This is a genomic window from Actinoplanes sp. NPDC049598 (genome assembly GCF_040675435.1).
Classification (GTDB): Bacteria; Actinomycetota; Actinomycetes; order Mycobacteriales; family Micromonosporaceae; genus Actinoplanes.
Window position 1 is genome coordinate 1 of record NZ_JBFAOX010000011.1, and the last position, 18,686, is coordinate 18,686.

Here is an 18,686-nt window from a genome sequence, read left to right on the forward strand (position 1 = left end):
GAGTACCCCGAAGGGCCTTTCCGCTCGACTTGCATGTGTTAAGCACGCCGCCAGCGTTCGTCCTGAGCCAGGATCAAACTCTCCAACAAAAACTTGTTGTAAAGCGTCCCGGCAACAATCAAATGTTGCCAAAGGAATCTCCCACCAGACAATCTCTTAACGAGACAGCCGGCCGGGGTATTACTTAATTGGCACTGGCTTATCAAGCACCCTGTTGAGTTCTCAAAGAACAACCGCAACCCGGTCAATCACCCCGGGGCACTCGCTCGACTTTACTCTCGCTTTACCGCTTCGTCAACTCCCGGAAATTCCCCGGTAATCGACCAACCGAATTGCTCGAGCCCCGCAAAATTAGCACGGCTATTCGCCGAGCGAATTTCGAGGGTTCCTCCAGGACGGCCGCTCCGGGCCCCGCGCGGGTCCCGCTCGCTCGCCCGTCTCCCTGGCGGCTTGGAGAACATTACAGGCGTCTGAACACGGATGCCAAATCGGCCCCCTGCGAACCACGTCACAGGGGGCCGATCAGGGAAAACCTCAGGTCAGGCCTCGTACGAGACCCCCGCGAAGGACTTCTTGCCCCGGCGCAGGACGAGGAAGCGCCCGTGCAACAGCGAGGAGACAGCCGGCACGGCCTCGCCGTCGGTGATCCGCTCGTTGTTCAGGTAGGCCCCGCCCTCGTTGATCGTCCGCCGGGCCTCGTTGGCCGACGCCACCAGACCGGACTCCTTGAGCAGAGTGGTCACGTTGGGAAGATCGCCGCGGAGAGTCAGCAGCCCGGCTTCCGACAGGGCCGCCTGCAGCGTCGACGCCGACAACTCCGCCAGGGAGCCCCGCCCGAAGAGCGCCTGCGAAGCCGCGATGGCCTGAGCCGCCTCCTCTTCACCGTGCACGAGCGCGGTGATCTCATGCGCCAGGGCCCGCTGGGCCAGCCGGGCCTGCGGCCGCTCCGCCGTCGCCTTCTCCAGCTCCTCCAGCTCCTCGCGGGACTTGAAGCTGAAGTAGCGCAGGTAGTTGTTGACGTCGCGGTCGTCCGAGTTGATCCAGAACTGGTAGAACGCGTACGGCGAGGTCATCTCCGGGTCGAGCCAGACCGCGCCGCCCTCGGTCTTGCCGAACTTGGTGCCGTCGGCCTTGAGGACCAGCGGCGTCACGAACGCGTGAACCGGGCCGGCCCCGCGCCGGCGGACGAAATCAACTCCGGCCGTGATGTTGCCCCACTGATCCGAACCACCGAATTGCAGCGCACAGTCATGCCGCACGTGCAATTGGTAGAAGTCGTTCGACTGGAGCAGCTGGTACGCGAACTCGGTGAAGCTGATGCCGCTCTCGAGCCTGTTCCTCACCACGTCGCGGGCGAGCATCTTGTTGATCGGGAAGTGCTTGCCCACGTCCCGCAGGAACTCGATCACCGAGGTCGGGCCGGTCCAGTCCAGGTTGTTGACGAGCGTGGCGGCGTTCGACCCCTCGTACGTCACGAAGGGGGAAAGCTGGGCCCGGATGCGCTCGACCCAGCCCTGCACCACCTCGGGCGGGTTGAGCGAGCGCTCGCTCGACTCGCGCGGGTCGCCGATCTGGCCGGTGGCCCCGCCGACCAGCAGCAGCGGCTTGTGCCCGGCCTGCTGGAGCCGGCGCGCGGTCATGACCTGCATGAGGTGACCGACGTGCAGGGACGCGGCGGTGGGGTCGAAGCCCACATAGAACGTGATGGACCCACCGGTCAGGGCTTCGGCCAGGGCGGCCGGGTCGGTCGAGTCCTGGATCAGTCCACGCCACGTCAGGTCGTCTACGAGAGTCACCTCGGCATTCTCCCCCACCGGGCGGGAGCGATCACACTGGGTTTCCTCGGCGAAGCGGCCCGGGTAAACAAAAGAGATGAGTCGCCTGGGTAGCGGTGAGCCGCCGATCGAGATCTCCAAGAAGAAGGCTGTGGCCCGGCTCGAGGAGGCGCAGCGACGTCTGCTGCGGTTGCGCCTCATCCTGGGCGGCCAGATCGGCGAGAAGAAGATCGGCCCGCCGCTGACCTGCGTCTTCGAGGGCTGGGACGCGTCCGGCAAGGGTGGGGCGATCAAGCGGCTGGTGGCGCCGCTCGACCCCCGGTTCGTGCGGGTGTCCCAGTTCGCCGCCCCCACCTACGACGAGAAGCGGCATCACTTCCTCTGGCGGTTCTGGCCGAAGCTGCCCGGCTGGGGCGGCATGGCGGTCTTCGACCGGTCCTGGTACGGCCGGGTGCTGGTCGAGCGGGTCGAGGGGTTCGCCACCAAGGAGCAGTGGCAGCGGGCGTACAACGAGATCGTCGAGTTCGAGCGGACCCTGACCGCCGAGGGCATGATCATGGTCAAGTTCTGGATGCACGTCTCGGCCGACGAGCAGGCCCGTCGCTTCGAGGACCGGGCGAAGGACCCGCTGCGCCAGTGGAAGCTGACCGACGAGGACTGGCGCAACCGGGAGAAGCGACCCGCGTACGAGGCCGCGGTGGCCGAGATGCTGGAGCGCTGCGACCCGACCTGGGCTCCGTGGCACGTCATCCAGGGCGACGACAAGCACTACGCCCGCTTCGCCGTGGTCGAGACGGTCTGCGACGCCATCGAGGCCGAGCTCACCAAGCGCGGTCACAACTTCTGATCAAAAGCCGACAGAGCTTGCCGTACGCAATCACGGAGCCACCCGTGGGCCCCGTCGGCGTCGTAGCGCTGGTGCCACGACATGCTGATCTCGATCGACGGCAGCTCCATCGGCGGGTCGAGCGCGACCAGGCCCAGCGCCTCGATGGCGGGCCGGCCGAGCCGCCATGGCATGAGGCCGACCAGGTCGGTGCGGGCCACGACGAACATGGCGGCCGAGAACGTCGGCACGGCCATCGCCACCGTGCGCTCGAGCCCGTGCACGGCCAGGTCGTCGTCGATCGGGCCGGTGAGGTGGCCGCGGCGTGAGGCGCTGACGTGCTCGGCCGCGGCGAAACGGTCCCGGGTGAGCCGACCGGACGCGAGTGGGTGGCCGTGGCGTACGACCGCCACGACGTGATCGGTGAGCAGGGGCTCGACCCGGATCTCGGGCAGCGTGCGCCCGGCCACCCCGATGTCGAGGTCGGCCAGCCCGTCCCGCAGCTCCCGGCCCTCGGTCGCCGAGCCCTCCCCGAGGAAGCGCAGGACCACCCGCGGCGCCTCCGACCGCACCCGTTCCAGCAGCGCCGACCCGATCGAGATGGCCACGTCCGAGGCGAGCAGGGTGAAGGCCCGCTCCAGCCCGGCCAGGTCGGGCGCTCCGGGCGGGGTGAACACGGCCTGGGCCCGCTCGACCAGCGCGTGCACCTCCGTGCGAATGGCCTGAGCCCGGGGCGTCGGCACCATCGACCGGCCCGATCGGACCAGGATCGGGTCGCCGGTGGCGGCCCTGATGCGGCCCAGCGCCCGGCTGGTGGCCGGCTCGGAGAGATGGAGCCGGCGCGCGGCCCCGCCGACGCTGCCCTCCTCGAGCAGTGCGTCCAGCGCGACCAGCAGGTTCAGATCCAACTGCATCAGACGCAACTCTCTCTTGTGAAGCTTGCATTTGACGTTAGATTAACCGATTCCTACCGTCGAACACATGGTCAAGAACAAGACTTTGCTGCTCATGTGCGCCGCCGCGGTGGCGCTGCAGGCGCTGGTGGCCGGGATCAACCTGGCCCTGCCCAAGCTCGCCACCAGCGACCTGCACCCCACCGGCGGCCAGCTCGTCTGGATCGTCGACACCTACGTCATCGTCTTCGCCGCGCTGCTGATCCCGGCCGGGGCGCTGGGCGACCGCTTCGGCCGTAAGGGCCTGCTCATCGCGGGCCTCGTCCTGTTCGCCGGGGCCAATCTGGTCTGCGCGCTCGCCCCGAACGTGGCGGTGCTGGAGACGGGCCGGGCCCTGGCCGGGGTGGCGGCGGCGCTGGCCCAGCCGGCCACGCTCGCGCTGCTGGTCAACGCGACCGAGCCGGAGCGCCGGCCGCAGGCGATCGCCCTCTGGACCGCGGCCATGGGGATGGGCGGCATGGCCGGCAACCTGATCGCCGGCGTGGTGCTGCGCTGGGCCGGCTGGCCGTGGCTGTTCGCCTTCTTCGTGCCGGTGGCGCTGCTGCTCGCGGCCGGGGTCGCGGCATTCGTGCCGAAGGCGCCGCGACACCCCGCGACGCTCGACCCGATCGGAACGGCGCTGCTCACCGGCGGGGTGTTCGCCCTGCTCTTCGGGATCATCGAGGGTCCCGGGCGCGGGTGGGGCGACGCGGCCGTGCTCGGCGGCTTCGGCCTCGGGGTGCTCCTGCTGACCACCTTCACGCTGTACGCCTGGAGGGCCCGTCACCCGGTGCTCGACCCGCGAGTGTTCCGGACCCCCACGGTCCGCGCGGGCGCCCTCGGCGTCGGCTTCGGCTTCCTGGTCCTCTTCGGCCTCTTCTTCGTCAACGCGCAGTTCCTGCAGGACGTGAAGGGTTACTCGGTCCTGGTCACCGGGTTGGCGATCGCGCCGCTGGCGATCGGCATGGGCCTGGTGACCCGGCGGGCGGTGCCGCTGACCGATCGGTTCGGTCCCCGGCCGGTCGTCGGGACCGGGCTCGGCATGATCGCTATCGGACTCGCCGCGCTCTCCACGGCCACGGCCACGACGCCCTACGCGATCTACGCGCTCTACCTGCTGGTGATGGCGGCCGGCATGGGATTGTGCACGCCCGTGCTCACCCACGGCATCATGACCGGGCTACCCCAGGCGCGGGCGGGGCTGGGCGCCGGCCTCAACTCGTCGGTCCGTGAGATCGGTGCCGCGCTCGGCGTCGCGATCATCGGCACGGTGCTCAACTCGCATCATGCGCTGCGCTCGACCGCCGACTTCACCGCCGGTATGCACTTCGGCTATCGCCTGCTGGCCGGCGGTCTGGCCGTCGTCGCGGTGATCGTCGTGGTCATGTGGCGCGCGCCGGCCGCCGAGCCGCGGGAAGCTCAGCTCGCCGGTTTGTAATCCGGCAGACGCAGCGCTTCGCGGATGAGCTGCTGCACCTCCTCGGCCGAGGGGCGGGCGTCGATGTCGTGGACGAACTCCTTGCGGCGGAAGAGCTCCAGGACCGGGCGGGTCTTCTCGTTGTAGTCGCGCAGGCGGGCGTCGAGCGCCTCGGGGGTGTCGTCGGCCCGGGTGATCAGCTCGTGGCCGCAGATGTCGCAGCGGCCCTCGACCTGCGGCCGGTCGGCGATGAGGTTGTAGTCCATGCCGCAGTTGGGGCACAGCCGGCGGCTGAGCACGCGGCGGCGGACCTCGTCCTCGGGCAGCTCGAGGTGGATGACGCCGTCGATGTCGTAGCTCTCCATGAAGAACTCGGCCTGCCGGCCGTTGCGCGGGAAGCCGTCGATGACGAAGCCGTAGTTCCAGTCGTGGTCGTCCAGGCGCTCGCGCACGATCTTCTCGACCAGGTCGTCGCCGACCAGGTCACCGGCGTTCATCGTGCGGCGCACCTGGGCGCCGATCTTGGTGTGGTTCTTCACGTGCCAGCGGAAGATGTCACCGACCGCGATGTGCACGAGGTCCAGGTCGTCGCAGAGCAGCTGGGACTGGGTGCCCTTGCCGCTGCCCTGCACTCCCATGATCACGTACTTGCGCATGGCACTTCCCCTCAGTCGGCGGCGCCGATTCGCAACGGGCCCGGCGCGGCTCGGCCGGTGAGCGTCGTGGGGTCAATGCTCCAGGCATTCGCCACCGAGAGCACGTCCTTCTCCCCCACCAGGACGGTCGTGTCGTCGGTGAGCTCGCCGGGCAGGCCGGCGTCACGCTCGGCCGGGTCGGGCTCGCCGTGCCAGGACGTGACCTCGCCGGTCTGACCCACATACCCGAAAGCACGGATCAACTCACCCTCCACCGCCCGCTGCCAGCGATGCAGCTCGGTCACCCGGTGGGTGGCGAAGAACTGCACCTCGGTGCCGAGCTCGGCCGAGAGGGCGACGACGTCGACCGGGGTGCCCGGCCGGATCAGCCAGCGGCCGGCGGCGAGCACCCAGGCCGTGTCGCGGGCGCCCGGCAGCGGCGGCGTCACCGCGACCCGGTCGTCGGTCAGGTGGGCCAGGTCGATGCCGTCGCGCCACGGCACCGAGCCCAGGTCGCGCAGGCCCAGCGCCTCGATGACCCGGCCCGGGTCGCGGTCGGCCCCCGGCTCGCTCCGGACGGCCAGCCACGCCTGCTTGCCCCCGAAACCGACCATTACGTCCTTCTGCATGGGGTCAACGCTATCCGGCCCGGCTCAGCGCCAGCCGTAGTCCTGGCGCAGCTTGGCCGCGACGCGGTCGAAACGGGCCCGGTCGAGCACGGCGCCCTCGCGGCGGATGCCGTCGTGGTCGACCTCGATCACCCGATCGAGGCGGATCCAGCTCGGCCGCTGCTCCCTGTCCCAGGCGCCCTCGCCCAGGCCCATCCAGTTGCGCTGGCCGTCCCGGTCGCTCTGGGAGGACAACATCAGGCCCAGGACGGTACGCCCGGAGCGCCCGACCACCAGCACGGGGCGATCTTTGCCCTGGGACGGATCGTCCTCGTAGGGCACCCACGTCCACACGACCTCACCCGGATCGGCGTCGCCGTCGAGGTTGGGGCTGTACTCCACGGCGCGGCCGCGCTCGTGGGTCGGGACGTGCCGCACCGGCTGCTGGTTGCCCGGCGGCACGGCCGGAGCGGTCTTGCCGGTCACCTTGCGCAGGAGGGTCTTGAGAATCTTGGCCACGGCAGAACTCTAGGCTGCCGGTATGACACCCGACATCGACGCCTGGCAGTCCTGGCACCCGTCCCTGGTCGCGTCCCGGCTCGCCGGTCTGGATGTCCCCTGGTACGTGGCCGGGGGCTGGGCGATCGACCTACATCTCGGCGGCGAACTGCGCGAGCACGAGGACACCGAGATCGCGGTCCCGGAAAGCCGTTTCGCCGAGATCGCCGGGCGCTTCCCGGAGTTGGCGTTCTTCGCCCCGGCGGGCCAGGGCGTGCTCGTGCCGGCCACGCCCGAGGCGCTGGCCGAGCACCATCAGACGTGGGCGATGGACCCGGTCGCCGAGAAGTGGGTGCTCGACGTGTTCCGCGAGCCGCACGACGGAGACACCTGGATCTCCCGACGGGACGAGAGCCTGCGCCGCCCGTACCGCCAGATCATCCGCCGGACCCCGGACGGCATCCCCTACCTCAGCCCCGACGTGGCCTTGTTCTTCAAGGCCAAGCACACCCGCGAGAAGGACATCGCCGACTACGAGGCCATGGCCCCGCACCTGACCTCAGCCGAGCGCGACTGGCTCGACCGGGCCCTCGACCTCGTGCACCCGGGCCACGCCTGGCGTTCCTAACCGACGAAGTCCTGGGTCATCCAGGTGATGCCCTTGCTGTCGCGGACGACGCTCAGGCCGATGCGCTTGAAGCTCGAGTTGAGCAGGTTCTTGCGGTGGCCGTCGTTGGGCGGGGTCTCGGCCAGCATGCTGTCGGTCAGGCCGTTGGCCGCGTTGACCTTGGCCGAGTCGCTGGCGCCGCTCGAGCCGAAGCCGATGTTCTCGCCGGCCGACGACCACTTGACGCCCTGCGCGCTGAAGCGGTCGCCCAGGCCGGCCTCGCCCGAACACTGGTGGGACAGGCCACAGCCGTCGATCATCAGCTGGGTGTGCAGGGCGGCCGCCTTGGAGAGGTTCTCGTCGATCGTGAGCGCGCCCAGCCCCTCGGCCTGACGGGCGGCGTTGATGTGCGCGAGGACCTGCTCGACGACCGAGCCGCTGGTGTCGGGCACGGTGGTGGCCGTCGGCGCGGCGGTCTTGCTCTTGGTCCGGGTCGGTTTCGTGGTCGACTGCGCCTTCTTCTTCGACTCGGTGGGGCTCGGCTTCGGGGTGGCGCTCGGCGACTTCGAGGGCGTGGCCGACGGGGTCGGTGAGGTGGTCGCCGGGGTCGTGGCCGGCGGCGCCGTGGTCGCCTCGGTGCTCGCGGTGGTGGGCGGCACGAGCGGCTCCTCGGCGGCGCTGGGGACCGTGGTGTCGGCGGCGACGTCCTTGGTGAGGCCGACGAACGTGAAGCCGGAGCCGATCACGACCGCGGTGACACCGGCCACCAGCGTGTAGCGGACGCGGGCAGCAGCATTCATCGGAGCACCTTCAAGATCGTGGGGGACGGCCACCCCACTATGTGGGCATCACCATCGATCGTCTCGTCGGCTAATCAGCGCTTAAGGAACGGCACACGGAGAACTAAAGATCGAACTCCCCGTCGCGTACGCCCGAGAGGAAAGCCACCCACTCGGCGTGCGTGAAGATCAGAGCCGCCCCCTCGCGGTCCTTGGTGTCGCGGACGGCGACGATCCCCGGCAGGTTGACCGCGACCTCGACGCAGTCGCCACCGTTGCCCCCGCTGCGAGTGCTCTTGTGCCAGACGGCACCGGTCAGGTCAGTCATCGCTCTCCTTGATGATCGTCGCGATGAGATCGTCGGAATCGGCCTGGCTCAGGGCAACCGCCTCCAGTTCCCCCCAGATCGATTCATATGTCTCCACTTCAGCGAGCTTATCGAGATAGAGCGCGCCGGTGAGATTCTCGCAATAGATCGTTGTCGGCTCCGGGGACGCGGTGCCGACGGCCGGGAACTCGAGGATCGTGAACTGCCCGGAGCTGGCCGCCTTGTGCGGGCCGGCGGCGAACGGGATCACCCGCACGCCGACGTTCGAGCGGGTCGAGACGTTGACCAGATGCGCGAGTTGCCGCTGCATACCGAGGGTGTCGGGGATGGTGCGGCGCAGCACGCCCTCGTCGATGAAAACCTCGAGCTGGGGCGCGCCGGGGTGGGTCCGGGTCAGCAGGGACTGGCGCTCCAGGCGCATGGCGACGGCGTTCTGTACGGCCGGCTCGTCGTCGCCGATCCATTTCCGGAAGATCCAGTCGGCGTACTCGGCGGTCTGCAGCAGGCCCGGAATCACGCTGGGTGCGAAGGATCGCAGGCGGGCCGCAGCCTGCTCCATACCGACATAAAGCTCGAACCAGGCGGGCACGACATCGCCGTACGCGTGCCACCAGCCCTTCGCCTTCGATTCATGGGCCAGTCCGATCAGGACCTCGGTCATCCGCGAGGTGGCCCGGTAGACGCTGCACATGGCGATGACGTCGTGTTTGCGGACGGCGACCTCGCCCTTCTCGATGCGGTACATGCGGGCCCGGGAGAACTCGAGCTCCTCGGCGGCGCCCATCAGGGAGACCCCGGCTTGCTCCCGGAGCTGTTTGAGCAGGCGGCCGACCTGGCGTCGCGGAACGGTCGAACCGGTCTCGGTCATCGATCTCTGCCTTTCGGTGTTCCGTTCGAGACAGTCGAACCGTCTCGAGCGAGACAGCGAGAATCCATTTGCGGGAATCTCGCCACGAACCGTTGAGCATTCAGCCTAAGGCATTGAGGCTTCTCTCTGTAAGTGATCGATTGCAGGGGGTAGCGTGACGGAACATGTCGGCCGGCGGCCGGGATGGGACTGTGCTGTCTGCGGGCGGGCCTGGCCGTGCGCGCCGGCCAAGGCCGAGCTGACCGCGGAGCATCGGGGGCAACAGCCGGCTCTGGTCGTCTTTCTCGGGTCCTGCATGCTGGCGGCCATCGACGACTGCGTGGAAGGTGACCTGTTCGAGAGGTTCCTTGGATGGGCCTCGCATGATCCAATAAGGACCGTGACGGACAAGTTCGATACCGGGGTCGCGCACCCGGCCCGCCGGTACAACTACTGGCTGGGCGGTAAGGACAACTTCGCCGCCGATCGCGAGTCCGGCGACCTGCTCGCCCAGTCGTACCCGGCGGCGCGGATCGCGGCCCGGGCCAACCGGGCCTTCCTCGGGCGGGCCGTGCGATACGTCGCCTCGGAAGCGGGGGTGCGGCAGTTCCTCGACATCGGTACGGGCTTGCCGACGGCCGACAACACGCACGAGGTGGCGCAGCGAGTCGCACCATCATCCAAGATCGTTTATGTCGACAACGATCCGATGGTGATGGCGCATGCTCGGGCTCTGCTGACGAGCACTCCGTCCGGGGAGACGCGGTATCTCGAGGAAGACCTGCGTCATCCGGCGAAGATCCTCTCGTCGGCGTCGTCGGTGCTCGACTTCTCGCAGCCGGTGGGGTTGATCCTGGTCGCGGTGGTGCACTTCCTGCCGTCGCAGGACGAGTCGCTTTCGATCGTGGAGAGTTTGCTGGACGCGCTCGCGCCCGGGAGCCATCTGATCGCAACGATGGCCACCACCGATCTGCTGACGCCCTCGTTGCGCGCAAATTGGGACGAATCGCTGCGGACCGGCAGATCAGACGTCTATCCGCGGACGCGGGACGAGTTCGCGGCGTACTTCTCGGGTCTGTCGCTCGTGTCGCCGGGGATCACGCCGGTGGCCGACTGGCGGCCGGATCCGGACGCCGACGAGCACCCGACGCCGGTCGAGGCCTCCATCTTCGGAGCGGTAGGCCGGAAGTAACCTTGGGCGGTGTCCTCCAACTGGCTCACGCTGCCGGCTTCGGCGGTTGACGAAGCGGCCCGGCAGCTGCTCGGGTGGCAGCTCACCGCCAACGGGGTGACCTTGCGGCTCACCGAGGTCGAGGCGTACAGCGGGCTCGGTGAGGACCCGGCCAGCCACGCCCACCGGGGGATGACGGCCCGCAACGAGGTGATGTTCGGGCCGGCCGGCTTCCTGTACGTGTACCAGATCTACGGGATGCACTTCTGCGCCAACATCGTCTGCGGCGAGGAGGGCAAGGCGTCGGCCGTGCTGCTGCGGGCCGGTGCGGTGGTCTCGGGTCTCGAGCTCGCGCGCTCCCGCCGGGCGGCGTCACGGCGCGACTCCGACCTGGCGGCCGGGCCGGCGAAGTTGATGCAGGTGCTGGCGCTGGGCCGGTCGGCCAACGGGACCTCGGTGATCGACGGGAGCGGGCCGTTGACGGTGTCGCCGCCCGACGGGCCGGTGGGGGCGATCTCGGCCGGGCCCCGGGTCGGGGTGACCTCGGCGCTGGATGTGGCCTGGCGGTTCTGGATCTCGGACGATCCGTCGGTCAGCGCGTATCGGCGGCACACCCCGCGCGCCCGGAAAAATGTCGTAGGGGGCCGGTAGACCTTTCGCATGAATTCCCCTCCCCGGCCCCGGGTCGTGGTCTCCGCGCAGATGTCGGTCGACGGGCGCATCACCCTGCGCCGTGATCATCTTTTGATGACGTCGCCGGAGATATGGGCGTCGATGCGGCCACCCAGCGCTGATGGGGTGGCGGCTTTGATGGCCTCGCTTCATCAGCCGACGGCCGTGCTGGAGGGCAGCGGGTCGCTGGTCTCTTCTTCCGCGGGACCCATCGCCGACCTGCCACAGCCCGCTGACATATCGGACTTTTACTCTGACTTCATTCTTCCGGCCTCGAAGTGGTTCACCGTTGTGGACGGGCGGGGGCGGGTCCGGTGGACGATGAAGGAGAACGACGGGTATCACCTGCTCGTTCTCGTCTCGCGGGCGACTCCGGCCGCCTACCTGGCGTATCTGCGTGACGAGGGGATCTCGTACCTGGTCGCCGGCACGTCGCAAGTTGATCTGGGCGCGGCATTGGTGGCCATGCGGTCCCGGCTCGGTGTCACTTGCGTCGTGTCGAACGCGGGTGGCGGAGTGAACGGGGCGCTGCTGCGGGCCGGGCTGGTCGACGAGCTACAACTGGTCGTCTATCCGGCGCTGATCGGCGGGGCCGGCACGCCCTCGATCTTCGACGGATCGCCGCTGGCGCTCGGTGAGATGCCGACCTCACTGCGCCTGCTCGCCACCCATGCCGCCGCCGACGGCACCCTCGGCCTGCGGTACGAGGTGCTACACGTGGATGCGGATCTGGCGGACCGGGTGGCCTAGCAGGATCGCCAGCTCGGCCAGCTCGTCCTCGGTGAACTCGGGATCCTCGCGGGCCGGGTTCAGGATGGCGATCTCGAACCGGGCGAAGCCGCAGGGCCAGTCGAAGGTGAGGGAGTCGAGCTGGAGCTGGGAATTGCAGCAGGGCACGACCACCCCGAGGTCGTCGAACTCGCCCTCGGACTCCTCGATCAGCTCCGCGTACCACTCCAGCGGGATGGCGGCGCCGCAGGCCGGGCACGTGATCCGCTCGAGGTTCTCGCCGGCGTCGACCACGGTGATCCGGTCGTAGAACTCGACCGTGATCTCCTGGGCGGCGCCGTCCGGATCGGGGAAGACGCTCGCCAGGTAGTCCTCGGCCCGCTCGGCGGCTTCACCCTCGGGCTGCCACGTCGGGTCGGTCGGGATCACGCAGGCGTAGAAATCGCTCATCTCCCGGGAGATCATACGACCGTTCCGGTCGCCGCGGACGTTCCGGCGGAAACCGCCCCGCGCCCGGGCGGCGGCCGCTAGCGTCCGGACTGATGATTCCCCAGCGATGGTTGATCGTGTGCAGCGCGATGTGCTCCGCCGGCCTGCTCTGGTCGGCCGTGCTCATCGGCGCGCTGGTGGCCGGCGTACGCCTGCTGCCGGCCACCGCCGCGGTCGGCGTGGCCGCCGTCCTGGCCATCCCCGGCGTTATCGCCGGGGTGATCGGCAACCGCTGGTACTACCGCACCACCCGCCCCCGCCGCGCCTGGAGCCTGACCGCTTGGGTGCCGCCGCACGTGCCGCACTGGGCGAGCATGCTGGCCGGGGTCATGTTCTTCGCGTTCTGGCTGGCCGTGGTGGTCGCCTTCACCGGTCTCGACGGCAACACCGAGCTCCGCGACGGCCAATACGTCCTGAACGACAACGGCCGCCTGACCGTGGTCACCGAATCCGACTACGAACGCCAGCACGACCTGGAACAGCAGATCTCGCTGGGCATCCTCGGCGCCCTGGCCGTCGGCGGCACCTTCATGACCGGCGCCGTCCTGACCCACCACGCCGCCCCGCAGCCCACGGAGACCCAGTCCGCCGGCCAGCCCCTCGCCTGACCACAGCGCCCGCCCTCAGCCTGCCGTCACTTCACCTGCAGCGTGCCTCCATACGGCGCTCACACCTCGCAGTGCCCCTCAGCGCCCGCCCCCGCGGCCTCAGTCGTCGCGGATCACCCCCATGTGGCGGCCCGCACCTTCTCCTGGCCGAGATGTACAGCAAAGCTGTACAGTTTTGCGGAACCTGAGGAGGTCGCTGATGAAGCTCACGAAGTACGACCACGCGTGTGTCACCCTCACCAAGGACGGCCGGACGCTGCTGATCGACCCGGGCACCTTCACCCCGGACGCCAAACGGGTGATCGGTGAGGCCGACGCCGTGCTCATCACCCACGAGCACTTCGACCACTTCGACGACGCCCTCGTGCGGGCGGCCATGTGGGAGCGGCCCTCCCTGCGGGTCTACGGCCCGGCCGAGGTCACCGGCAAGCTCGCCGAAGAGGCCCCCGACTCCCCCGGCGGGCTGGCCGACCGGCTGACCACCGTGCAGCCCGGCGACAGCCTGGAGGTCGCCGGCTTCGCGATCACCGCCCACGGCGGCCGGCACGCCCTGATCCACCGCGACATCCCGCAGATCGACAACGTCGGCTACCTGGTCGACGGCGCCGTCTACCACCCCGGCGACGCCTACGTCGCCCCCGACGCCCCGATCCCGACGCTGCTGCTGCCCACCAGCGGCCCGTGGACCAAGTTCGGCGAGGCCGCCGACTTCGTCCGGGCCGTCCGCCCCGAACGGATCCTCCAGATCCACGAGCTCATGCTCAGCGACCTGGGCCAGAACTCCGCCGCCATGCTCCTCGGCGAGAACGGCCTGACCGGCCTCCCCCTGCACCGCCTGTCCCCGGGCGAGAGCCTCGAGGCCTGACCCCATCCCACCGGCAACCCATGCACGATCCACCCGCGCATGCCGCCCTCCCCTGGCCGCCATCCGCACAGTCACACCGGCCGCCGCGGGCCTCCTACGGCTGCAGCTTGCGCAGAACTCCGGGGATTCGCCGCACGATCTCGCGTTCCTCCTCGTCCAGGTCGACGCGGATGGCCTCGGCGATGCCCGTGGCGCGGTGACGCCGTTCTTCCGTCAACGCCGCCCGCCCCTGATCGGAGAGCTCCACGACCACCTGGCGCCGGTCGGCCTCGTGCGGCCTCCGCGCCACGAAGCCCTGCCCCTCCAGCAGATGAACGGTCCGGGTCATCGACTGATGCCGCACCCGCTCCCGCCGGGCCAGGTCAGCGATCGAAAGCGCCCCGTCCCGATCAAGACGCCCGAGAACGGCAGCCTGCCCCGGCGGCATCCGGTCGCCGGCCCGCGCCCGCCGGACGAAGTCCCCGATCGCCACCCGCAGCGCCTCCGCCAGCTCCGCTTCGCTCATCGCCTAAACCTACAGCAATGCTGCATATCAACTGGGCGGCGCAGGATGAAAGGACTAGCGCGAGGGTTAAATCGGCCGCGCCCCGCCCGGGAAGAGGGCGGCGCGGGGTGAGAGGGCCAGCGCGAGGGTCAAACCGGCGCGCCCCGCCCGGGAAGAGGGCGGCGCGGGGTGAGAGGGCCAGCGCGAAGGTCAAACCGGCGCGCCCCGCCCGGGAAGAGGGCGCGCGCGAGAGGGGCGGCGCAGGAGAGAACGGCGTGGGAAAGGACGGCGCGGGAGGGGCGGCGGACGGGGACAGAGCGGGAGGGAGCGGCGCACGAGCAGGGACGCACACGGGGGAAAGGATCACGCGGGCAGGAACGGCGCGCGGGCAGGCGGCCAGGGAAGGGGGGCCGCAGGAAGGCGGCGGCGCCCAGGAAGACGCGGCCCGGCAAGAGGGTGGTGCGCGGAGGCCAGAGCCCGGGGGCGTGCGGACGAGAGTCCGGGTGCCGGGCGTGCAGGGGTATCAGGTGCGGCTGGCGCCTGCTTCGGGGCCGGCGAGGCGCTGGGCCAGCCAGACGGGGAGCACAGAGAGGACGATCAGCGCGGCGGCGACCACGTTGACGACCGGGGCCTGGTTGGGGCGGAACAGGTTGTTGAAGATCCAGATGGGGAGGGTCTGGATGCCGGGGCCCGCCGTGAAAGTGGTGACGATGATTTCGTCGAAGGAGAGGGCGAAGGCCAGCAGGCCGCCGGCCAGCAGGGCGGAGCGCATCAGCGGGAACGTGATGTAGCGGAAGGTCTGAAACGGAGAAGCGCCCAGGTCCGAGGAGGCCTCCTCGAAGGAGACGCCGCTGCGGCGCAGGCGGGCCAGGACGTTGTTGTAGACGGTGACCACGCAGAAGGTGGCGTGGCCGACGATGACCGAGAACAACCCCTTGCCCAGGCCGAGCGGGGCGATCACCGAGCGCCAGGCGCTGTCCAGGGCGATGCCGGTGACGATGCCGGGCAGGGCGATCGGCAGCACGATGAGCAGCGAGACGGTGTCGCGGCCGAAGAACTTGAAGCGGTGCACGGCGAAGGCGACCATCGTGCCCAGCACCAGGGCGATGGCCGTCGCCCCGAGGCCGGCCTTGATCGAGGTGGACAGGGCGTCGCGGGCGCCGGCGTTGCTCCACGCGGCCGACCACCAGCGGGTGGTCCAGTCGTGTGGGGGCCAGGCGAACGTACGGTCGCCGTTGAAGCTGTTGACCAGAACCAGCAGCAGCGGCACGTAGATGAAGGTCAGGCCGACAGCCATGAAGGCCCGCAGCGCCCAGCGCGACCAGACCGAGAGCGTCACAACTCCTCCAGGGCGCCGGAGCGGCGGACGGCCACCAGGTAGATGACCATGACGAGGACGGGGATGGTGGCGATCGCGGCGGCGAAGGGCAGGTTGTTGGCGGCGCCGATGTTGGCGTAGACCAGGTTGCCCAGAAGCTGGGTCTTGCCGCCGACGATCTGGACGGTGATGTAGTCGCCCAGCGACAGCGAGAACGTGAAGATCGAGCCGGCGATCACCGACGGAATCAGCAACGGCACGACCACGGCCCGAAATGTCCGAAACGGACGCGCCCCCAGGTCACCCGAGGCCTCCAGCAGGGATGACGGCAGTCGCTCGAGTCCGGCATACAGCGGCAGGATCATGTACGGCAGCCACAGGTACGACAGCACGATGATCGTGGCGAACAGCCCGTACCCCGGCCCGTTCCCGCCGAAGAGCCAGTCCACCGGGCCGCCGTTGGCCAGCAGCACCCGCCAGGCATAGGCCTTGACGAGATACGAGGCCCACAGCGGGGTCAGGATCGCGATCACCAGCCAGCGCCGCGAGCGGGGCCGGGCCACCTTGGCCATGTAGAAGGCCATCGGCAGCCCCAGCACCACGCAGATCACGGTCACCGAGGCGGCCACCCCGAGGCTGCGCAGCGTGACGTTGCGGTAGACCTCCTCGGTGACGATGGTCCGGAAGTTCGTGAGGGTGAACTCCCGGACCACCTCGCCGGTGAACCCGTTGACGGTCCAGAACGCCGACACCAGCAGCACGGCGAGCGCGCCGAGGTACGCGACGACCAGCCACAACAGGGGCGCCGAGAGCAGCCCGGCCAGGCGCAGGCGCGGGTGCCGATGCAGAAAGGCCACGCTATCCCTTGATCGTCGTCCAGGCCTGGGTCCAGGCCGCGTAGTCCTTGCAGGTCACGTCCGTACGGCCGTCGACGCACTGTGCGAGCGGCGTGGTCCAGTACCAGACCTTCCCGAAGTACGCCTCGTCCTCGGCGTGGAAGGTCGCGCAGTGGTTCTTGTCGGCGGTCTGCGCGCAGGACAGCTTGTTGGCCGGCGCCTCGCCGAACCACTCGGCCACCCCGGCGTTGGCCTTGGGCGAGATGATGTGGTTCATCCACAGGTAGCCGCAGTTCGGGTGCTTGGCCTTGGCCGAGATCATCCAGGTGTCGGACCAGCCGGTGGCGCCCTCGCTGGGCAGGATCGCCTCGACCGGGGCCTTGTCGGCCGTGGCCAGGTTGGCGATGACCTGCCAGGTCGTGCCGAGCACGGAGTCGCCGCTCTTGAACGCCTGTACTTCCTTGGTGTAATCCGACCAGTACTCGCCGATCAGCTTGTTCTGCTCGGTGAGCAGGTCGGTGGCCGCCTTGAACTGGGTATCGTCGAGCGCGTACGGATTCTTGATCCCCAGGTCCGGTTTGGTCTTCATCAGGTAAAGGGCGGCGTCGGCGATGTAGATCGGCGAGTCGTACGCCGTGATCTTGCCCTTGTACGGGGAGTTGGCGTCGAAGACGGCGCTCCACGAGGTCGGGGCCGGCTTGACCGTGTCGGTGCGGTACATGAGCAGGTTGGCGCCGCGGCCGTGCGGGACGCCGTAGGGCTGCCCGTCGACCGAGTTCCACTGCTTGTTCTTGAGGCCCTCGAAGACGTCCTTGTAATTAGCGATCAGGTCGGTGTTGACCGGGGCCACGTCGCCGCCGTAGATCAGGCGCAGCGAGGCGTCCCCGGAGGCCGACACGACGTCGTACTCGCCGGTCTTCATCAGCGCGACCATCTCGTCCGAGGTCCCCGCGACCTTGGTGTTGACCTGGCAGCCGGTCTCCTTCTCGAAGCCGGTCACCCAGTCGACCTTGGGGTCGGTCGAGCCGTCCTCGACGTAGCCGGCCCAGGCGATCACGTTGACCGCGCCCTCACCGGCGCCGACCGCGGCCAGCTTGTCGACCTTGGGAACGCTCAGCCCGCCCGGCCCATCGCCCGAGCCGCCGTCGTCCGAGCTACCACAACCGGCGAGCGCCAGCGCCATCACGCCCACAGCCAGGAATGAACCTTTATGCCTCATCAGCGTGCTCCTCCACAGAGATGACATGCTCTTCGTGCCAGGTCAGCCGAACCCTCTTCCCCCGCATGTCGTCCCGCGCGGCCGTCCGGGTGCGCCGGTTCTGCTCCACCACGGTCATCCGCGCGCCCGCCTCCAGATCCACGACGAACCTGGTCACCGGCCCGGCGTAGATCACCTCGGCCACGGTTCCGGCCGCGCCGGCTTCGCCGTCGACTTCCAAGGTCAACTTCTCCGGCCGTACGGCGTAAGCACCGGCCCGGCCGAAGACGGCGCGCGCCGCCTCGCCGGTGAGCAGATTGGACGTTCCGACGAAGCCCGCCACAAACGGCGTTCCGGGCCGCTCGTAGACCTCCTCGGGCGGGCCGACCTGAGCGATCCGCCCGTCGTCGAACACGGCGACCCGGTCGCTCATGGTGAGCGCCTCGTCCTGGTCGTGGGTGACGAAGACGAAGGTGATCCCGACGTCGCGCTGGATCTGCTTGAGCTCCACCTGCATCTGCTCGCGCAGCTTGCGGTCGAGCGCGCCCAGCGGCTCGTCCAGCAGCAGCACCTTGGGCCGGTTGACCAGCGCCCGGGCCAGCGCCACCCGTTGCCGCTGCCCGCCCGACATCTCGCTCGGCCGGCGCCGCCCGAACCCCTCGAGCCGTACCGAGGCCAGCGCCTGCTCGGCCCGCTCCCGGCGCTGTTTCCGGGGCACTTTGCGCATCTTCAGGCCGTACTCGACGTTCTCGATCACGCTCAGGTGCGGGAACAGCGCGTAGTCCTGGAAGACGGTGTTGACGTCCCGCTCGAACGGCGCCAGCCGGGTGACATCACGGCCGCTGAGCTCGACCGTGCCCGCGCTCGGCAGTTCGAAGCCGGCGATCATCCGCAGCACGGTCGTCTTCCCCGACCCGGACGGCCCCAACATCGAGAAGAACTCGCCGTCGGCGATCTCCAGGTCGATGCCGGCCACCGCCTCCACCGCGCCGAACGACTTCCGCAGCCCGCTCAGCTTGATCGCCACATCGCTCACGCCGCCACCGTAAGGGGCGGCAGTGATG

Annotated in this window: 22 protein-coding genes and 1 rRNA gene; 8 read left to right on the top strand and 15 right to left on the bottom strand. The window is 69.3% G+C overall.

Annotated elements, in window-relative coordinates:
* Both AB0J66_RS24600 and tyrS read right to left on the bottom strand, forming a co-directional pair.
* Positions 1-89, bottom strand: a 16S ribosomal RNA gene (locus AB0J66_RS24600); the annotation flags it as partial.
* A gap of 450 nt (positions 90-539) precedes the next feature.
* Positions 540-1,796: a tyrosine--tRNA ligase gene (tyrS, locus tag AB0J66_RS24605; RefSeq protein ID WP_364664779.1), complete on the bottom strand. Its 1,257-nt coding sequence runs from the start codon at positions 1,794-1,796 to the stop codon at positions 540-542.
* 76 nt (positions 1,797-1,872) lie between these two features.
* Here tyrS and AB0J66_RS24610 point away from each other — a divergent pair, with 76 nt between their 5' ends.
* Positions 1,873-2,622: a UDP-galactose-lipid carrier transferase gene (locus AB0J66_RS24610; protein ID WP_364664782.1), complete on the top strand. Its 750-nt coding sequence runs from the start codon at positions 1,873-1,875 to the stop codon at positions 2,620-2,622.
* Here AB0J66_RS24610 and AB0J66_RS24615 read toward each other — a convergent pair.
* Positions 2,610-3,515, bottom strand: coding sequence for a LysR family transcriptional regulator (locus tag AB0J66_RS24615; RefSeq protein ID WP_364664785.1), 906 nt, complete (start codon positions 3,513-3,515; stop codon positions 2,610-2,612). The genes AB0J66_RS24610 and AB0J66_RS24615 overlap by 13 nt on opposite strands.
* Before the next feature lie 67 nt (positions 3,516-3,582).
* On the opposite strand from AB0J66_RS24615, the gene AB0J66_RS24620 reads away from it, so the two are divergent.
* The gene (locus tag AB0J66_RS24620) at positions 3,583-4,971 is read left to right on the top strand and encodes an MFS transporter (RefSeq protein WP_364664788.1); all 1,389 of its coding nucleotides are present in this window, start codon (positions 3,583-3,585) and stop codon (positions 4,969-4,971) included.
* Here the strand turns inward: AB0J66_RS24620 and AB0J66_RS24625 are convergent.
* The 3 genes from AB0J66_RS24625 to AB0J66_RS24635 are packed head-to-tail and all read right to left on the bottom strand — an operon-like array spanning position 4,953 to position 6,655.
* On the bottom strand, positions 4,953-5,606 hold the full coding sequence (locus tag AB0J66_RS24625; protein ID WP_364664790.1) for a nucleoside monophosphate kinase: 654 nt from the start codon (positions 5,604-5,606) through the stop codon (positions 4,953-4,955). The two genes, AB0J66_RS24620 and AB0J66_RS24625, sit on opposite strands and share 19 nt — an antisense overlap.
* 11 nt (positions 5,607-5,617) lie before the next feature.
* Positions 5,618-6,214 carry a hypothetical protein gene (locus AB0J66_RS24630; protein ID WP_364664792.1) on the bottom strand — a complete coding sequence of 199 codons (597 nt, stop codon included), beginning with the start codon at positions 6,212-6,214 and terminating at the stop codon, positions 5,618-5,620.
* A 24-nt stretch (positions 6,215-6,238) separates the two neighbouring features.
* The gene (locus tag AB0J66_RS24635) at positions 6,239-6,655 is read right to left on the bottom strand and encodes a type II toxin-antitoxin system PemK/MazF family toxin (protein WP_364665572.1); all 417 of its coding nucleotides are present in this window, start codon (positions 6,653-6,655) and stop codon (positions 6,239-6,241) included.
* 79 nt (positions 6,656-6,734) lie between these two features.
* Between AB0J66_RS24635 and AB0J66_RS24640 the strand changes: the two genes are divergently transcribed.
* Positions 6,735-7,319, top strand: a complete 585-nt coding sequence (locus tag AB0J66_RS24640; RefSeq protein WP_364664794.1) for a hypothetical protein — start codon at positions 6,735-6,737, stop codon at positions 7,317-7,319.
* Here AB0J66_RS24640 and AB0J66_RS24645 read toward each other — a convergent pair.
* The 3 genes from AB0J66_RS24645 to AB0J66_RS24655 all read right to left on the bottom strand — a co-directional run bounded on the left by AB0J66_RS24645 (position 7,316) and on the right by AB0J66_RS24655 (position 9,273).
* Positions 7,316-8,098, bottom strand: coding sequence for a CAP domain-containing protein (locus tag AB0J66_RS24645; RefSeq protein ID WP_364664797.1), 783 nt, complete (start codon positions 8,096-8,098; stop codon positions 7,316-7,318). The two genes, AB0J66_RS24640 and AB0J66_RS24645, sit on opposite strands and share 4 nt — an antisense overlap.
* A gap of 103 nt (positions 8,099-8,201) precedes the next feature.
* A complete protein-coding gene (locus tag AB0J66_RS24650; RefSeq protein WP_364664800.1) occupies positions 8,202-8,405 on the bottom strand; it encodes a DUF397 domain-containing protein in 204 nt (67 codons plus the stop codon).
* A complete protein-coding gene (locus AB0J66_RS24655) occupies positions 8,398-9,273 on the bottom strand; it encodes a helix-turn-helix transcriptional regulator (protein ID WP_364664802.1) in 876 nt (291 codons plus the stop codon). Before AB0J66_RS24655 ends, AB0J66_RS24650 begins: the two co-directional genes overlap by 8 nt.
* 154 nt (positions 9,274-9,427) lie before the next feature.
* Here AB0J66_RS24655 and AB0J66_RS24660 point away from each other — a divergent pair, with 154 nt between their 5' ends.
* Genes AB0J66_RS24660 through AB0J66_RS24670 form a run of 3 tightly spaced genes read left to right on the top strand, consistent with a single transcriptional unit; the run spans position 9,428 to position 11,845 of the window.
* Complete coding sequence (locus tag AB0J66_RS24660; protein WP_364664804.1) at positions 9,428-10,444, top strand: SAM-dependent methyltransferase; 1,017 nt, start codon at positions 9,428-9,430, stop codon at positions 10,442-10,444.
* A gap of 9 nt (positions 10,445-10,453) precedes the next feature.
* Positions 10,454-11,074 (top strand): DNA-3-methyladenine glycosylase, encoded by a 621-nt coding sequence (locus AB0J66_RS24665; protein ID WP_364664806.1) that lies wholly within the window; start codon positions 10,454-10,456, stop codon positions 11,072-11,074.
* Positions 11,075-11,083: 9 nt separating this feature from the next.
* A complete protein-coding gene (locus AB0J66_RS24670; protein ID WP_364664809.1) occupies positions 11,084-11,845 on the top strand; it encodes a dihydrofolate reductase family protein in 762 nt (253 codons plus the stop codon).
* Here the strand turns inward: AB0J66_RS24670 and AB0J66_RS24675 are convergent.
* Positions 11,807-12,274 (bottom strand): hypothetical protein, encoded by a 468-nt coding sequence (locus tag AB0J66_RS24675; RefSeq protein ID WP_364664812.1) that lies wholly within the window; start codon positions 12,272-12,274, stop codon positions 11,807-11,809. The two genes, AB0J66_RS24670 and AB0J66_RS24675, sit on opposite strands and share 39 nt — an antisense overlap.
* Positions 12,275-12,366: 92 nt before the next feature.
* On the opposite strand from AB0J66_RS24675, the gene AB0J66_RS24680 reads away from it, so the two are divergent.
* Both AB0J66_RS24680 and AB0J66_RS24685 read left to right on the top strand, forming a co-directional pair.
* On the top strand, positions 12,367-12,921 hold the full coding sequence (locus AB0J66_RS24680) for a hypothetical protein (RefSeq protein ID WP_364664814.1): 555 nt from the start codon (positions 12,367-12,369) through the stop codon (positions 12,919-12,921).
* A gap of 199 nt (positions 12,922-13,120) precedes the next feature.
* The gene (locus tag AB0J66_RS24685; RefSeq protein ID WP_364664816.1) at positions 13,121-13,786 is read left to right on the top strand and encodes an MBL fold metallo-hydrolase; all 666 of its coding nucleotides are present in this window, start codon (positions 13,121-13,123) and stop codon (positions 13,784-13,786) included.
* 94 nt (positions 13,787-13,880) lie between these two features.
* Here AB0J66_RS24685 and AB0J66_RS24690 read toward each other — a convergent pair whose 3' ends face one another.
* From AB0J66_RS24690 to AB0J66_RS24710, 5 genes are all read right to left on the bottom strand, one after another.
* Entirely contained in the window at positions 13,881-14,291 is a 411-nt protein-coding gene (locus tag AB0J66_RS24690; protein WP_364664819.1) for a MarR family transcriptional regulator, read from the bottom strand.
* Positions 14,292-14,793: 502 nt separating this feature from the next.
* Positions 14,794-15,609, bottom strand: a complete 816-nt coding sequence (locus AB0J66_RS24695; protein ID WP_364664822.1) for an ABC transporter permease — start codon at positions 15,607-15,609, stop codon at positions 14,794-14,796.
* Complete coding sequence (locus AB0J66_RS24700; RefSeq protein WP_364664825.1) at positions 15,606-16,445, bottom strand: ABC transporter permease; 840 nt, start codon at positions 16,443-16,445, stop codon at positions 15,606-15,608. Before AB0J66_RS24700 ends, AB0J66_RS24695 begins: the two co-directional genes overlap by 4 nt.
* A 1-nt stretch (position 16,446) precedes the next feature.
* Positions 16,447-17,643 carry an ABC transporter substrate-binding protein gene (locus AB0J66_RS24705; protein WP_364664828.1) on the bottom strand — a complete coding sequence of 399 codons (1,197 nt, stop codon included), beginning with the start codon at positions 17,641-17,643 and terminating at the stop codon, positions 16,447-16,449.
* Entirely contained in the window at positions 17,633-18,658 is a 1,026-nt protein-coding gene (locus AB0J66_RS24710) for an ABC transporter ATP-binding protein (RefSeq protein WP_364664830.1), read from the bottom strand. Before AB0J66_RS24710 ends, AB0J66_RS24705 begins: the two co-directional genes overlap by 11 nt.
* Positions 18,659-18,686 lie beyond the last annotated feature (28 nt).